Annotated in this window: 14 protein-coding genes, 1 rRNA gene and 1 riboswitch; of the genes, 3 read left to right on the top strand and 12 right to left on the bottom strand. The window is 69.2% G+C overall.

The genetic code is table 11. The features are described from left to right. Positions 1 to 50 precede the first annotated feature (50 nt). On the top strand, positions 51 to 1,163 hold the full coding sequence (locus ABZT17_RS31170; RefSeq protein WP_356353732.1) for an ABC transporter ATP-binding protein: 1,113 nt from the start codon (positions 51 to 53) through the stop codon (positions 1,161 to 1,163). A 26-nt stretch (positions 1,164 to 1,189) separates the two neighbouring features. Continuing rightward, positions 1,190 to 1,609, top strand: a complete 420-nt coding sequence (locus ABZT17_RS31165) for a TOBE domain-containing protein (protein ID WP_356353666.1) — start codon at positions 1,190 to 1,192, stop codon at positions 1,607 to 1,609. 59 nt (positions 1,610 to 1,668) lie between these two features. On the opposite strand, the gene gcvP is transcribed toward ABZT17_RS31165, so the two are convergent. After that, on the bottom strand, positions 1,669 to 4,557 hold the full coding sequence (gene gcvP, locus ABZT17_RS31160; RefSeq protein ID WP_356353665.1) for an aminomethyl-transferring glycine dehydrogenase: 2,889 nt from the start codon (positions 4,555 to 4,557) through the stop codon (positions 1,669 to 1,671). A 174-nt stretch (positions 4,558 to 4,731) separates the two neighbouring features. Continuing rightward, positions 4,732 to 4,828, bottom strand: a riboswitch (glycine riboswitch). Between the two features lie 121 nt (positions 4,829 to 4,949). Between gcvP and ABZT17_RS31155 the strand changes: the two genes are divergently transcribed. Further along, entirely contained in the window at positions 4,950 to 5,327 is a 378-nt protein-coding gene (locus ABZT17_RS31155; RefSeq protein ID WP_356353664.1) for a PRC-barrel domain-containing protein, read from the top strand. Between the two features lie 117 nt (positions 5,328 to 5,444). Here ABZT17_RS31155 and ABZT17_RS31150 read toward each other — a convergent pair whose 3' ends face one another. The 11 genes from ABZT17_RS31150 to rrf form a co-directional block, all read right to left on the bottom strand. After that, positions 5,445 to 6,812, bottom strand: a complete 1,368-nt coding sequence (locus ABZT17_RS31150) for a DNA polymerase IV (protein WP_356353662.1) — start codon at positions 6,810 to 6,812, stop codon at positions 5,445 to 5,447. 87 nt (positions 6,813 to 6,899) lie between these two features. After that, positions 6,900 to 7,544, bottom strand: a complete 645-nt coding sequence (locus tag ABZT17_RS31145; protein ID WP_356353661.1) for a MerR family transcriptional regulator — start codon at positions 7,542 to 7,544, stop codon at positions 6,900 to 6,902. A gap of 274 nt (positions 7,545 to 7,818) precedes the next feature. Further along, positions 7,819 to 8,292, bottom strand: a complete 474-nt coding sequence (locus ABZT17_RS31140) for a bifunctional nuclease family protein (protein ID WP_004002801.1) — start codon at positions 8,290 to 8,292, stop codon at positions 7,819 to 7,821. An 85-nt stretch (positions 8,293 to 8,377) separates the two neighbouring features. Beyond that, on the bottom strand, positions 8,378 to 9,115 hold the full coding sequence (locus ABZT17_RS31135; RefSeq protein ID WP_356353659.1) for a MerR family transcriptional regulator: 738 nt from the start codon (positions 9,113 to 9,115) through the stop codon (positions 8,378 to 8,380). A gap of 43 nt (positions 9,116 to 9,158) precedes the next feature. Beyond that, positions 9,159 to 10,064, bottom strand: coding sequence for an FHA domain-containing protein (locus tag ABZT17_RS31130; RefSeq protein ID WP_356353657.1), 906 nt, complete (start codon positions 10,062 to 10,064; stop codon positions 9,159 to 9,161). A gap of 61 nt (positions 10,065 to 10,125) precedes the next feature. After that, positions 10,126 to 10,962: a DUF881 domain-containing protein gene (locus ABZT17_RS31125; RefSeq protein WP_356353655.1), complete on the bottom strand. Its 837-nt coding sequence runs from the start codon at positions 10,960 to 10,962 to the stop codon at positions 10,126 to 10,128. 4 nt (positions 10,963 to 10,966) lie between these two features. Continuing rightward, complete coding sequence (locus ABZT17_RS31120; protein WP_003988855.1) at positions 10,967 to 11,299, bottom strand: small basic family protein; 333 nt, start codon at positions 11,297 to 11,299, stop codon at positions 10,967 to 10,969. Next, positions 11,296 to 12,201 (bottom strand): DUF881 domain-containing protein, encoded by a 906-nt coding sequence (locus ABZT17_RS31115; protein WP_356353653.1) that lies wholly within the window; start codon positions 12,199 to 12,201, stop codon positions 11,296 to 11,298. Before ABZT17_RS31115 ends, ABZT17_RS31120 begins: the two co-directional genes overlap by 4 nt. A gap of 107 nt (positions 12,202 to 12,308) precedes the next feature. After that, complete coding sequence (locus tag ABZT17_RS31110; protein WP_356353651.1) at positions 12,309 to 14,804, bottom strand: mannose-1-phosphate guanyltransferase; 2,496 nt, start codon at positions 14,802 to 14,804, stop codon at positions 12,309 to 12,311. A gap of 114 nt (positions 14,805 to 14,918) precedes the next feature. Continuing rightward, entirely contained in the window at positions 14,919 to 15,527 is a 609-nt protein-coding gene (locus ABZT17_RS31105; RefSeq protein WP_356353650.1) for a CDP-alcohol phosphatidyltransferase family protein, read from the bottom strand. A 110-nt stretch (positions 15,528 to 15,637) separates the two neighbouring features. Next, positions 15,638 to 15,754 (bottom strand): 5S ribosomal RNA (gene rrf / locus ABZT17_RS31100). Positions 15,755 to 15,826: the final 72 nt, after the last annotated feature.

Below are 15,826 nucleotides of genomic sequence, written 5' to 3'. Positions count from 1 at the left end.
CACCGGCACCTGACCACGAAAGTCGCACGGGTGGTGCGGGTGGGAACACGATCCCGGCCGAAGGCCGGGCCCCCACCCCGCACCCGCACCCGCACCCGCACCCGCACCCGCACCCGCCGACAAACCCCGCCCTAGACGCCCACCTAGTAGTAACCCACCCCCGCTTCCACCTGGACATCACCCTCACAGCCACTCCCGGCGAAGTCCTCGCCCTCCTCGGCCCCAACGGTGCCGGCAAGACCACCGCCCTACGAGCCCTGGCCGGCCTCACCCCCCTCACCTCCGGCCATCTCCACCTGGACGGCACCGACCTCACCCGCACACCCCCCGAATCCCGCCCCGTAGGCGTCGTATTCCAGGACTACCTCCTCTTCCCCCACCTCACGGCCCTCGACAACGTCGCCTTCGGCCCCCGCTGCCAGGGTGCCACCAAGGCCGAATCCCGAGCCCAGGCCGCCGCATGGCTGGCCCGTATGAACCTCACCGACCACGCCACCGCCAAGCCCCGCCGCCTCTCCGGCGGCCAGGCCCAGCGCGTGGCCCTGGCCCGGGCCCTCGCCACCAACCCCCGTCTGCTCCTCCTCGACGAACCCCTCGCCGCCCTGGACGCCCGTACCCGCCTCGACGTACGCGCCCAACTCCGCCGCCACCTCGCCGACTTCGAGGCGGTGGCCGTACTCGTCACCCACGATCCGCTGGACGCCATGGTGCTGGCCGACCGCCTGGTGGTCGTCGAGCACGGCAGGGTCGTGCAGGAGGGCACCCCATCCGACATCGCCCGCCACCCCCGCACCGACTACATCGCCCAACTGGTCGGTCTGAATCTCTACAAGGGCAAGGCCGACGGCCACACCGTCCACCTGGAGGCCGGCCCGGACATCACCACGACCGAGCACCTCTCCGGCCCCGTCTTCGTGGCGTTCCCGCCCAGCGCCGTCACCCTCTTCCGCGACCCGCCCACCGGCTCCAGCGCCCGCAACCACTGGCGCTGCGAGGTGGCCGGCCTGGAGACCCACGGCGACCAGATCCGCGCCGCCCTCACCGGCGAACTCCCCCTCGCCGCCGACCTCACCACGGTCGCCGCCGCCGAACTCGATCTGCGCCCCGGTGCACCGGTCTGGGCGACGGTCAAGGCGACGCAGACCCACGCATACCCGGCATGAGCCGTGCAGGGGCCTAGGTTGAGCCCATGACCCTGAGCATCCGCAACCAGATCCCCGGCACCGTCACCTCGGTCACCCCCGGCGAGGTGATGGCCACCGTCAAGGTCCGCCTCACCGGTGGCCAGGACATCACCGCCGCGATCACCCTGGAGTCGGTCGAGGAACTCGGCCTCACCGACGGCACCGCCGTCCGCGCCCTGGTGAAGTCGACGGAGGTCTCCCTGGCCACTGCCCCGGTCGAGGGCCTCTCCATCCGCAACCAGATCCCCGGCACCGTCACCGACGTCTCCACCGGCGGCGCCATGGCCTCGGTCAAAGTGGCCGTGCAGGGAGGCGAGTTGACGTCCGCCATCACGAGAGACGCCGTTCAGGACCTCGGTCTGACCTCGGGCACACCGGTCGTCGCGTTGATCAAGTCGACGGAGGTCTCCCTCGCGACGGCATAGCCCGTCACGGCAAAGGCCCCGCCGAAGCGGGGCCCCGCACCTCAGCCGCTGCCTCGGCCTCAGTCCTCGTACGCGTCCAGCGGCGGGCACGAGCACACCAGGTTCCGGTCACCGTACGCCTGGTCGATCCGCCGTACCGGCGGCCAGTACTTGTCGGCGGCCGAGACCCCGGGCGGGAACACGGCCTCCTCACGCGAGTAGGCGTGTTCCCACTCCCCGCCCAGCGCGGCGGCGGTGTGCGGCGCGCCACGCAGCGGATTGTCGTCCGCGGGCCACTCGCCCGCGCCCACCTTCTCGATCTCCGCCCGAATGGCGATCATCGCCTCGCAGAACCGGTCCAGCTCGACGAGGTCCTCGGACTCGGTCGGCTCGATCATCAGCGTGCCGGCCACCGGGAACGACATCGTCGGCGCGTGGAACCCGTAGTCGATGAGCCGCTTGGCCACGTCGTCCACCGACACCCCGGTGGCCTTGGTGAGCGGCCGCAGATCGATGATGCACTCGTGCGCGACCAGCCCGCCGGGGCCGGTGTAGAGCACGGGGTAGTGCGGTTCGAGCCGCTTGGCGATGTAGTTGGCGGAGAGCACGGCCACCTGCGTGGCCCGCTTCAGCCCCTCACCGCCCATGAGCCGGACGTAGGCCCAGGAGATCGGCAGTATCCCGGCCGAGCCCCAGGGCGCGGCGGAGATCGGCCCGACCCCCGTCTCCGGCCCGGCGGCGGGCTGCAGCGGGTGGTTCGGGAGATACGGCGCCAGGTGCGCCCGTACCCCCACGGGACCGACGCCGGGACCGCCGCCGCCGTGCGGGATGCAGAAGGTCTTGTGCAGGTTCAGATGGGAGACGTCACCGCCGAAGTGCCCGGGCTTGGCCAGCCCGACCAGCGCGTTGAGGTTGGCGCCGTCGACGTAGACCTGGCCGCCCGCCTCGTGCACCTGGGCACAGATGTCGGCGACATGCTCCTCGAACACACCGTGCGTCGAGGGGTACGTGATCATCAGCACGGCCAGCTCGTCGCGGTACTGCTCGATCTTCGCCCGCAGGTCCTCGACGTCGATCTCGCCGTCCTCGGCGGTCTTCACGACGACGACCTTCATCCCGGCCATCACGGCGCTCGCGGCGTTCGTCCCGTGCGCGGACGACGGAATGAGGCAGACGGTCCGCTGCTCGTCCCCGTTGGCCCGGTGGTACCCGCGCACCGCGAGCAGACCGGCCAGCTCGCCCTGCGACCCGGCGTTGGGCTGCAGCGACACCTTGTCGTACCCGGTGACCTCGGCGAGCCGCTCCTCCAGCTCATGGATGAGCGTCAGATACCCCTGCGCCTGCTCGGCGGGCGCGAAGGGGTGCAGCTGCCCGAACTCGGGCCAGGTGACCGGCTCCATCTCGGTGGTCGCGTTGAGCTTCATCGTGCAGGAGCCCAGCGGGATCATGCCGCGGTCCAGCGCGTAGTCCCGGTCGGCCAGCCGCCGCAGGTACCGCAGCATCGCGGTCTCGGAGCGGTACTGGTGGAAGACGGGGTGGGCCAGGAACTCGTCGCTGCGCAGCAGCCCCTCAGGCAACGCCTGCGCGGCCGCGGCGTCCAGGGCGGCCACGTCCCCCTCCAGCCCGAACGCCGTCCATACGGCGGCCAGTTGGGCCCGCGTGGTGGTCTCGTCGCACGCGATCGAGACGTGGTCGGCGTCGACCAGGTGCAGATTGACCCCGTTGTCCCGTGCGGCGGCGACGACCTCGGCGGCGCGCCCGGCGACCCGCACGGTGAGCGTGTCGAACCAGGAACCGTGCACCACCTCGACGCCGCCGGCCCTCAGCCCTTCGGCCAGGATCGAGGCGTACCGGTGGGTGCGCCACGCGATCGTGCGCAGCCCCTCCGGCCCGTGGTAGACGGCGTACATGCCGGCCATGACGGCGAGCAGCACCTGAGCGGTACAGATGTTGCTGGTGGCCTTCTCCCGGCGGATGTGCTGCTCACGGGTCTGCAGCGCCAGCCGGTACGCCTTGTGCCCGTCCGCGTCGACGGACACCCCCACGAGCCGCCCGGGCAGGCTCCGCGCGAACTTCTCCTGTACGGCCATGTAGCCCGCGTGCGGCCCGCCGAAGCCCATCGGCACACCGAACCGCTGCGTCGTACCGACCGCGATGTCCGCCCCGAGCTCACCCGGCGACTTCAGCAGGGTCAGCGCGAGCAGGTCGGCGGCGACGGTGACCAGGGCGCCCAGCTCGTGCGCCTGGTCGATGACCGGCTTGATGTCGCGTACGGCACCGGAGGCGCCGGGGTACTGGATGAGCACGCCGTTGATCTCCCGTGCGGCGATCTCGGCCGGGATCCCGTCGCTCAGATCGGCGACGACGATCTCCACGCCGGTCGGCTCGGCGCGGGTCTCGATCACGGCGATGGTCTGCGGCAGCGCGTCCGCGTCGACGAGGAAGAGGCCCTTCTTGTTCTTCCCCATCCGCCGGGACAGCGCCACGGCCTCGGCGGCGGCGGTCCCCTCGTCGAGCAGCGAGGCACCGGAGGTGGGGAGCCCGGTGAGGTCGGCTACCACGGTCTGGAAGTTGAGGAGCGCTTCGAGCCGCCCCTGGGAGATCTCGGGCTGGTACGGCGTGTACGCCGTGTACCAGGCGGGATTCTCCATGACGTTGCGCAGGATGACGGGCGGGGTGAAGGTGCCGTAGTACCCGAGCCCGATCATGGACCCGAGCACCTGGTTCCGGTCGGCGAGCGAACGCAGCTCGGCGAGCACCTCGGCCTCGGTACGCGCGCCCGGCAGCTTCAGGACGTCATCGGCGTTCTTGATCACATCCGGCACCGCGGCGGCGGTGAGCTCGTCCAGCGAGCCGTACCCGACCTGCGCGAGCATCTTGGCGCGGGCTTCCTGGTCGGGCCCGATATGGCGCTGTTCGAAGCGAATACCCTGCTCGAGCTCGGCGAGCGGAATGCGGTGGGCGGTCATTGCGGAGGCCTCCTGGTCTGACGACCTTCGAGGGGCACCACGGCACGGGTACCCGAACGGCCTCCCCCTCTGTCATCTCGACCTGAGAGCTTCACCGGGTCGCCCAAGAGCTCCCGGCTTTCACCGTCGGTGAGAGCGGAAGCCGTCGACACCCGCCCTGCTTTCCAGAGTGACCTCGTCCGTGCGGTACGTGTGCCTGAGAGATTCCGGGGAGGATTTGCTCCTTCGGCGCCCCCGGAAGTTCTCCGGAGGACTCTCCCGCGCGGGGTCAGCAGCCGCTGCCAGCGTACCAGCGAGGTCGGCACCGGGGCGTTCGAGTGGCCACCTTGTCCAATGTGCTCTTTTGTAGTGCTTACGGATGAGTTGCGAGTGGCGAACCAGTGGAGGGCCCCGTGCAGACCGACATCGATCCGCGCAATCTGATCGGCCGCAAGGCGTTCGACCGCAACGGCACCAAGATCGGCACCATCGACGAGGTCTACCTCGACGACGCGACCGGCGTGCCGGAGTGGGCGGCCATACGCACCGGCCTCTTCTCCCGCGACGCCTTCGTCCCGCTGGAGCCCAGCGAGCTGATCGAGGGCACCCTCCACATCCCCTTCGACCGCTCCCTCATCAAGGACGCCCCCGACTTCGGGGTAGGCCGTCATCTCTCCCCCGAACAAGAACTCCAGCTCTACCACCACTACGGCCTGGACGTGGCCCCGCCTCCCCCCTTCCCCGACCGGGACTTCGGCAGGCTGGCGGGCACGGAGGACGCGGGGGCGTAGAACCGCTGGAACCTGCGTGGCTGCGTGCAGTCGTGATGCTCGGGCGGCACGGGTGGGCGCAGCGGCACCCCGCAAGCGCGGGCGAGCGGCACTCCCCCCCTCCAGCCCCAGCACCGCTCACCCCCGAACCTCGTCCACCGAGACCCCTGCTCCCCCCTCCACCAACGGCAACGGATCAGCCGGCTCCAGCTCAGGATCATCGACCGAGAACGTCCGCACCCGCCCCACCTCGGACCCCGGGGTCTCGAACCGCACCGTCACCCGTCCCAGACCGCTGCCCTGCACCCACCCGTGCCCGAACTCGGCATGCCGCACATCGTGCCCCGCCGACCACCGGCGCTCGACCACCACGACCCGCTCCTCCACCGCACCGCCCTGCTCCCCCTCGTCGTCCGCGAGCTCAGTCCCCTCCCCCGCCGCCTGCGCGAACAGGTCCTCCTGCGTGTAGTCGGCAAGCCCGCTCACCCCCACACCCAGCAACCGCACACCCCCCGTCGTGTCCACGCCCTCCAGCAGCCGAGCCGCGGCCTCCCGCACCACCGCCGGATCGTCGGTGGGCCCGCGCAGCGTCTCCGACCGGGTCAGCGTCGAGAAGTCGTACCGCCGCACCTTCAACACGATGGTCCGCCCCGACAGCCCGGCCCCCCGTAGCCGCCGCACACACCGGTCCGCCAGCCGCTGCACCTCCATCCCCACCCGCAGCCGGTCATGGATGTCCACGTCGTACGTGTCCTCGACGGAGACCGACTTGGCCTCCCGCTCGGCGACCACGGGCCGGTCGTCGTGGGCCAGCGCCATGGCGTGCAGGGCATGCCCGTGGGCCTTGCCCAGCAGCCGTACGAGCTCGTCCTCCCCGGCCTCGGCGATGTCGTCCACCGTGCTGATCCCGGCCCGCCGCAGATGGTCCCCCGTCGCCGGCCCCACCCCCGGCAGGGTCCGCACCGGCATCGGCCCCAGCATCGCCCGCTCGGTGCCGGGCTCGATCAGGACCAGCCCGTCCGGCTTGGCCTCCTCGGAGGCGATCTTCGCGAGCATCTTGGACGCGGCGAGCCCCACCGACCCGGTGAGCCCCGTGACGGCCCGTATGTCGGCCCGCAGCTTCTCCCCGACCAGTCGGGCCGAGGAGGCGTCCCAGGCCGCCTGACCGGCCTCCAGGTCCACGAACGCCTCATCCAGGCTGAGCGGCTCCACCAGCGGCGACAGCCCGTGCAGCAGCCCCATCACCTGCTCGCTGATCGCCCGGTAGAACCCGAAGCGCGGCACCAGATACGCGGCGTTCGGCGCCAGCCGCCGCGCCTGCGCCATCGGCATCGCGGACCGCACTCCGAAGACCCGCGCCTCGTACGAAGCCGTGGCCACCACCCCACGCGGCCCCAGCCCGCCCACGATCACGGCCTTCCCGCGCAGGCTCGGCTTGGACGCCTGCTCCGCCGAGGCGTAGAAGGCATCCATGTCGAGATGCAGGATCGTGGGCGCGTTTCTCACATGTCCGATGCTGCCCTACGCCACTGACAACGCCCCCGTACGACCGCCCGGAGGCTGTCGACGCCCTGAGGGGACCGCCGCTCCCGTCTAGACGGCCCGGTTGCGGCGCCGCGCCAGCTCGTCGGTCGGGTTCTGCCCGATGAGGGTCTCGCCGGTGTCGATCCGCTCTCCGTGCAGCTGCGAGAGCGCGCTCTCGACGTCCCGCCACACCACGCCGACGGCGATCCCGAAGATCCCCTGGCCGCCCTGGAGCAGCGCGTGGACCTCGTCGGGCGAGGTGCACTCGTAGACGGTGGCGCCGTCACTCATGAGCGTCATGCGCTCCAGGTCCCGGAAACCGCGCTCGCGCAGATGCTGCACGGCCGTGCGGATGTTCTGCAGCGACACACCCGTGTCCAGGAACCGCTTGACGATCTTCAGGACGACGACGTCCCGGAAGCTGTAGAGCCGCTGGGTCCCCGACCCGTGGGCGGGCCGCACGCTCGGCTCGACGAGGCCGGTGCGCGCCCAGTAGTCGAGTTGCCGGTAGGTGATGCCGGCGGCCGCACAGGCCGTCGGCCCGCGGTAGCCGATCTGCTCGGACGCCATGGACGTCGCCCCTCCGCTGCTGGGCACGGCCGTCGGTCGCTGGGGAGCGTGATCGGCCGCGCTGCCGGGAAGCGGGTACGGAAGGCTTCCCCCCACCTCACGTCCGGGGGCACCCCCAGCCGTACCGTCGCCGCTGCTTCTCACGCCGACCTCCGTCCTTGACCTGCCTCCTCGAAGGTAGGCAGCCACCAGGGGTGCGTCAACGACCGCCACACTCGGCACGCCGAGTGATAATCACCCTAGGAGTGGTTTCCCGTACCCCATCGCGGGGAAAGGCTAGCCGAATGCGCTCGGAGCGAGCCGCAGGACGCACTCACTCGCCGGTGGCAAATGCCAGCATTCAAGCCCGGACCGCTCGAAACCGGACCAACCGAAACCGGCCCGCCACGGACCGGGGATCCGCCGGGCCGGCCGCGCCTCACTGGCTGCTGGTGCCGAAGTCCTCCGGGGAGATCTGGTCGAGGAACTCGCGGAACTTCTCCACCTCGTCCTCCTGCTCGTCCGGGATCGCGATACCCGCGTCGTCGAGCACGCCGTCACTGCCGTAGATCGGCGTCCCGGTGCGCAGGGCCAGCGCTATGGCATCGGACGGGCGGGCGCTCACCTCGACTCCGCTGGCGAAGACCAGCTCCGCGTAGAAGACGCCCTCACGCAGGTCGGTGATGCGTACTTCCGTGAGCTCCTGGCCGACGGCTTCCAGCACGTCCTTGAACAGGTCGTGGGTCAGCGGTCGTGCGGGGGCCATGCCCTGCTGGGCGAAGGCGATCGCCGTCGCCTCCCCGGGCCCGATCCAGATGGGGAGGTAGCGGTCGCCTCCCACTTCACGCAGGAGCACGATCGGTTGGTTGGAGGGCATTTCGACCCGGACACCTACGACATCGAGCTCGTTCACACAGCAACCCTAGGACGTGCCCGGGATGTTTGGGTAGTCGGGCAGAGATTGGGGGACCGATCCGGCCTCGGCGGACGCTCCCGGCTCAGGGCAGACGCACGCCGAGCGCGGTCTGCACGAGGGCCGCGTGCAGCTTCACGGTGAGCGCCGCCAGCTCCTTGGTACGGGCCTCGGCGTGGGCCCTGGTCTGCGGATTGCGGTGCCGCTTGAGCGGAGCCACCACCTGGTCCACGAGACCCGCCTCCCGGTCGGCGGCGGCCTTCATCACCCGCAGGTGCCGCGGTTCGATCCCGAACCGCCCGAGCTCCACGACGAGCGTCGCGACGGTGACCGTCTCGGCGTCGTACGCCCCGTCGGGCAACGGGGCGAGCAGCCCGTACGACTCCCACTCCTTGAGCTCGTCCTCGCCGATCCCGGCGGCGGCGAGCAGCTCGGCCTTGCCGATCCGGGCCGCCGTGGGCCCTTCCACGATCTCCAGGGCGGCCTCGCCGTCCCGCTGACGGCCCACCGCGGGCAGCGGGGCCGCCTCACCGCGCTCCATGGCGTCCAGGTGCTCGCGGATCACCTTGAGCGGCAGGTAGTGGTCCCGCTGCATCCTCAGGACGTGCCCGAGGCGCTCCACGTCACCGACGGTGAACTTGCGGTAGCCCGAGGGGGTCCGCTGCGGCTCGATGAGCCCTTCCGACTCCAGGAAGCGGATCTTGGAGATGGTGACTTCGGGGAACTCGTCACGCAGCGCGTTCAGCACCGTGCCGATGCTCATCAGTCCGCTGTCCGTGGCGGTGGTGCCGTGGCCGGCACCACCGCTCGGTGTTTGAAGCATGGACATTCCCTGGGGTCCCACCCGGACGGTGTCCGGGAGCGGGTCAGTAGCCCCGCTGGCTCGCGTAGAAGACCAGCCGGTACTTGCCGATCTGGACCTCGTCGCCGTTGTTCAGGGCGACCTGGTCGATCCGCTCGCGGTTGACGTACGTGCCGTTCAGACTGCCGACGTCAGCCACCGTGAACGAGCCGTCCGCCCCGCGGCGGAACTCCACATGCCGGCGCGAGACCGTCACGTCGTCCAGGAAGATGTCGCTCTGAGGGTGACGGCCGGCCGTGGTCAGGTCGCCGTCCAGGAGGAAGCGGCTGCCCGAGTTCGGGCCGCGGCGCACGACCAGCAGGGCGGAGCCCAGCGGCAGCGCGTCGACGGCCGCCTGCGCCTCGGGCGAGAGCGCCGGCAACTGCGTCTGACCGGTCACCTCGGCATCGTATGCCTCGAGACCGGAGATGGAGATCGTGGAGGTCGTCTCGGACGGACGCTCCGGCGTCGCGCCCGCCCGCAGGGGAGCGCCGCAGTTGGAGCAGAAGCGGCTGTTCTCCGCGTTGCGGTTACCGCACCTCGTACACACCAGGGCCGACATAGGGGAAAACCCTCCACCCGTACTTGAGGTTGACGGTTGCCCGAAACCTATGCCGCCGGACTGCGCAGGGTCAACAGACGGCGCGCCCTGACCTCCGGGAATGTCACCGCCCGAACCGCCGACCTGGTCCCGGAACAGCGGACGCGGGCCTTCCTCGTCGGGCTGCGCGCGATGCCGAGCGGTGGCATTGTCGCTGCCCTCTCGCGCGCTCTTGCCGAACAACTTCGCAAACAACTTCACGGGCGATTCCCCTTGACCGAAACAGACCCGCCCGTGGGGCAGGACGAACCCTGACTCAATACGCCGGGTGACCCGGACATCCTCACAACGTCCGTGACCACCAGACAGTTTCCACCACGCACCACCCAATCGGTGCGCCGACCCCCCGCAACCTCATGCCCCTGCCGGACGCCCCGCATGCACCCCCGGTTCACTGCGAGGACGACCGAGCGTAGTCAGGCCGCTTCGCGGCTCGCAAGGCGTCCACAACGATCTTGTTCGACCGCTCGACGGTGACGGTGGCCTGCTCCTTCTCGAGAGTCTGCACCACGCCTCCGGGGATGTTGAGCGCCGGCTCGAGATCCGCCGGCTTGCCGATGACCTTGAAACGATAGGGCGCTTTGATCTTGTTCCCGTCGACGCTGACGCTCTTGCCCGAGTCCGAGAGATACGTGCCTGCGACGACGCGGACGTCGTTCACCTGGATCGCCTCCGCCCCCGCGGCGCGCAGCTCCTGGATCGCGTCGAGCAGCATGTCCGCCTCGACCGTCCCCTTCGTGTCCTCGATCGTCATCGTGATGCCGGGGCCCTGCGCGGCCACCGTGCCCGCCAGAATGCCGAGTTGCCTCTCCTTCTCGACGGTCTGCTTACGGGCCTCCTCCGCCTGGTCCGAGCTGTTCTCCAACTCGTCCCGCTGCTTCTCCAGTCCCTGCTTCTCGTCTTCAAGACGCTGTGTGCGGTCATCCAGTTCATCGAGGATGCGCACAAGATCCTCCTGGCGGGCGCCGCGCAACGCGCTGTCACTGTCGCTGTTCGAGGCCACCTGGACCGCAAGACCGAAACCCAGGCCGAACAGCAGCAGCGCGACGATGAGTTGGGCCCGGCTGACGCGCGGGGGCCACAGTCCCTCGACGAGCCGCTGCCTGCCGGTCAGCTCGGGCTTCGCCGCCTCCTCGGCGGACGCCGCGGCCTCCGGGGGCGTCGCGGGTACTTCCTCGGGCAGTTCCCTGCGCAGCCGGTTCTCGGGCGTCTCCTCGTTCTCGCTCATCGCCTCACGCCCGGAAGACGTGCCGGCGGATCGCCGCGGCGTTCGAGAAGATACGGATGCCGAGGACCACCACGACTCCGGTGGACAGCTGGGCGCCCACGCCCAACTTGTCGCCCAGGAACACGATCAGCGCGGCCACCACCACGTTGGACAGGAACGACACCACGAAGACCTTGTCGTCGAAGATCCCGTCGAGCATGGCCCGCAGACCACCGAAGACGGCGTCGAGCGCCGCGACGACGGCGATCGGCAGATAAGGCTCGACGACCGCCGGAACCTCAGGCCGGACCAACAGTCCGGCCACGACTCCCACGACGAGGCCCAGTACGGCGATCACGATGTGCCCTTCTCAGTCTTCTCGGTCTTCGGCTGTGCTGTACGTACGATCACACTCGGTGCCGCGGGCAGCCGGAGGTCGCTCTCCACGGAGATGGCGGTCCGGATGCCGTAGTCCTCTTGCAGCGCGTGCAGGTAGAGGCCGTCGGCGCTGTTCTGGAACGTGGTGCTCAGCTGCTTGCCGTTGCCCACGGCGAGCACCGTGTAAGGCGGCACCAGTGGCTTGTTGTCGACCAGTATCGCGTCCCCGGCGGCCCTGATCGCGGACAGGGCGGTCAGCCGCTGCCCGTTGATGGAGACGGCCTCGGCGCCCGACTCCCACAGCCCGTTGACGACGCGCTGCATGTCGCGGTCGCGGACCCGTCCGGTGTCGGAGAAGTCCGTGGTCTCGCGCGGGTTGCCGTTGCCCCCGGAGGTGGCTTCCTTGGCGTCGTTCACGACCAGCTTCACACCTGGACCGTGTACCGCGACGGCGCCCGACAGGACGCCCACCAGCTCCGACTGGTCTCCGGTGCCGCTCTTCTTCAGAGCCTCCCGCTGGCGCGTGCTCACGTCGTCACGCAGCTTGTCGACCGAGCCCTCCAGCTTGTCCGCGGTCGTCGTCTCCCGGTCGATGCGGTCGATCAGCTCCTGGCGCTCCTTGGCCACGACCGGAGCCGCCACACGCGCCTGCGCCGCCCCGACGGTCACCACGAGGGCCGCGAGGACCAGCCCCGCGGCAAGCCCCAGCCGCGCCCGGAGCGTCTTGGGCATCCCGCCGGCGCCCTCGGCCTTCTTGCGGGCGGCGGCCTCGGCGTATCCGTCGTCGAGGCTGTGGTCCATGACATTGGTGAGCAGGAACATGGACGCGTCCGGCCGCGAGGGGCGCGTCGGTGTGCTCCGAATGGGGGGCTGCTGCGGCATGCCGCACATCGTCGCACGTTGCGACCACTACCTCCGAACGGCCCCACCGGTGTGCCGGACAGGCCCCCTTGGGGACACCTGTCCGGCACGCACGCGTGCTGCGTCTTTCAGCGGCCCGCGCTGTCCACCACGGCCGACCACTCGTCGAGCAGGGCCTGCGCGGAGGCGTCGTCCGGACCCTCCGCCCACAGATGGGTGACGGCCTCGGCGGGGTCGGGCAGCACCATCACCCAGCGCCCGTCGGTCTCCACCACCCGTACCCCGTCGGTGGTGTCCACGAAGCGATCCCCGGCCGCCTCGACGACCCGGCGCATCACCAGTCCCTTGACGGCCCAGGGAGTCGCCAGATCCCGCTTGAGGACGTGCGCACGCGGGATACGGGCGTCGATCTGGCTGAGCGTGAGCTGCGTCCGCGCCACCAGACCGATCAGGCGCACGAAGGCCGCCGTACCGTCGAAGACACTGCTGAACTCCGGGACGATGAAGGCGCCCTTGCCGTCACCGCCGAAGATGGTCGTGTCGTCGCCGCCGACCCTGGTGAGGTCGTCGGGTGAGGTGGTCGTCCACTCGACCTGCGTGCCGTGATAGGCCGCCACCTGCTCGGCGATCCGGGTCGTGGTCACCGGGAGCGCCACCCGACCGCTGCGCCGCTCGGCGGCGACCAGGTCGAGCATGACGAGCAGGGCCCGGTCGTCCTCGATGATCCGCCCCTTCTCGTCCACGAGGGAGAGCCGCTCACCGACGGGGTCGAACCGCACGCCGAACGCCGCCCGGGACGAGGCGACGATCTCGCCCAGCCGCACGAGCCCGGAACGCCGCTGGTCACCGGTCTCCGTGGGCCGGGACTCGTCGAGACCGGGGTTGATCGTCAGGGAGTCCACGCCGAGCTTCCCGAGCAGACTGGGCAGCACAAGCCCTGAACTGCCGTTCGAAGCATCCACGACGACCTTCAACCCGGACTCGGTGATGCCGGTCGTGTCGACATTCCGCAGCAGCGAACCGGTGTACGAGTCGAAGACACTGGCCGGGAAATGCAGGTCACCGATCTCGCCGGGGAACGCACGCCGGTACTCCTGGCGCGCGAACACCCGGTCCAGCTTGCGCTGGCTGCCCTGCGAGAGGTCGGCCCCGTTCCCGTCGAAGAACATGATGTCCACGGAGTCCGGCACCCCGGGTGTGGTGCGGATCATGATCCCGCCGGCGCTCCCGCGCGCGGTCTGCTGACGGGCCACGGGCAACGGCACGTTCTCCAGGTCCCGTACGTCGATGGCGCTGGCCTGGAGAGCGGAGATCACCGCCCGCTTGAGGGCGCGGGCACCCCGGGAGTGGTCGCGGGCCGTGGTGACGGTGGAACCCTTCTTGAGGGTCGTCGCGTAGGCACCGGCGAGGCGGACGGCGAGTTCTGGCGTGATCTCGACGTTCAGGATGCCGGAGACCCCACGGGCGCCGAAGAGATGGGCCTGGCCCCTGGACTCCCAGATGACCGAGGTGTTGACGAAGGCACCGGCCTCGATGGTCTTGAACGGGTAGACCCGTACATTGCCCTGAACGATCGATTCTTCACCGATCAGACACTCATCACCGATGACCGCGCCGTCCTCGATCCGAGCGGCGCGCATGATGTCGGTGTTCTTGCCGACCACACAGCCACGCAGATTGCTGTGCTGGCCCACGTACACGTTGTCGTGCACCACGGCCTTGTGCAGAAAGGCGCCGCTCTTCACGACGACGTTCGAACCGACGACGGTGTGCTCACGAATTTCGGCGCCGGCCTCGACCTTGGCATAGTCACCGATGTACAGCGGCCCGCGCAGCACGGCATCCGGATGCACCTCGGCACCCTCGGCGACCCAGACCCCCGGGGAAAGCTCGAAACCGTCGATCTCGACGTCGACCTTGCCCTCCAGGACGTCGGCCTGGGCCTTCACATAGCTCTCGTGCGTGCCCACGTCCTCCCAGTAGCCCTCGGCGACATAGCCGTAGATCGGCTTGCCCTCCTTCATCAGCTGGGGAAAGACATCGCCGGACCAGTCGACGGGCACATCGGGCTCGACATAGTCGAAGACCTCGGGCTCCATCACATAGATGCCGGTGTTCACCGTGTCCGAGAAGACCTGCCCCCAGGTCGGCTTCTCGAGGAAGCGCTCGACCTTTCCCTCTTCGTCGACGATCGTGATGCCGAATTCCAGAGGATTGGGCACACGCGTCAGACACACGGTGACGAGCGCACCCTTTTCCTTGTGGAAATTGATGAGCTCGGTGAGATCGAAGTCGGTCAGCGCATCGCCGGAGATGACGAGGAAAGCATCGTCCTTCAACGCCTCTTCGGCATTCTTCACGCTCCCGGCGGTACCGAGTGGCTTCTCCTCATTGGCATAGGAAAGCTCCATTCCGAGCTCTTCGCCGTCACCGAAGTAGTTCTTGACCAAGGAGGCCAGGAACTGGACTGTTACGACGGTCTCGTTCAGCCCATGCCTTTTCAGCAGCCTCAGCACATGCTCCATGATCGGGCGGTTCGCCACGGGTAGGAGCGGCTTGGGCATGCTCGAGGTCATGGGGCGAAGGCGTGTGCCCTCGCCTCCGGCCATCACGACGGCCTTCATGTCGGAAGCGTCCTCCTCAAAGAGACGACGGTCTGGCCGACTTCACCCGTCAGATTGTCCCGCACTTCTACGCCGGGGGCCATCGCGCCGCTACGGCCGCAGCAATCGGCGAGTTCAGTCGGCCATGGCGTCCGCACGAACCAGACGGCGGACTTGTACCACGTAGAGGACTCCTGCCCACCAGTACAGCGTTGTACCCCATCCGGCGAACGCCCATCCGAAAATAGCAGCGAGTGAGTGGATCCATCCAGATCCGTCACTGAGCAGGAGCAACGGGAAGGCGTACATCAGGTTGAAGGTGGCCGCCTTGCCCAGGAAGTTCACCTGCGGCGGCGGATAGCCGTGCCGCCTGAGGATGCCCACCATCACCAGGAGGACCAACTCTCGCAGCAGAAGTACAGCGGTCAACCAGATCGGCAGAATCTCGCGCCAGGTGAGTCCGACCAATGTCGAGAGAATGTAGAGCCGGTCGGCCGCGGGATCGAGGAGCCGGCCCAGACTGCTGATCTGGTTCCAGCGCCGCGCCAACTTCCCGTCCAGGTAGTCGCTGACTCCGCTCAGAGCCAGCACCAGCAGCGCCCACCCGTCACTCTTCGGTCCCCCGAACTCCGGCCTGAGGATCAGCCACAGGAAGATCGGCACGCCGACGAGACGCGCCATGCTGAGGATGTTGGGGATGGTGAGGACACGGTCCGTCTGGACACGCGTCTCCTGGACCTCCACCCGGGGGCCTCCTGTGGGAAACGAGCCAACGATGCCCCCTGACCCTACCTCAACGCAAAAAAGCTCTGGCTCCTGGGCTTGTGTGCCCAAGAGCCAGAGCTCTAAAAGGAGTTCGGCGGCGTCCTACTCTCCCACAGGGTCCCCCCTGCAGTACCATCGGCGCTGTAAGGCTTAGCTTCCGGGTTCGGAATGTAACCGGGCGTCTCCCTCACGCTATAACCACCGAAACACTATGAAGCTGTCAACCGGAACACGACACGGTCGTTGCCTCAGAACTAACACAGTGGACGCGAGCAACT

The organism is Streptomyces sp. NPDC005648 (assembly GCF_040605395.1).
Classification (GTDB): Bacteria; Actinomycetota; Actinomycetes; order Streptomycetales; family Streptomycetaceae; genus Streptomyces.
The sequence above is the reverse complement of the archived record's forward strand: the minus strand, read 5'-3'. Positions and strand labels throughout refer to the sequence as shown.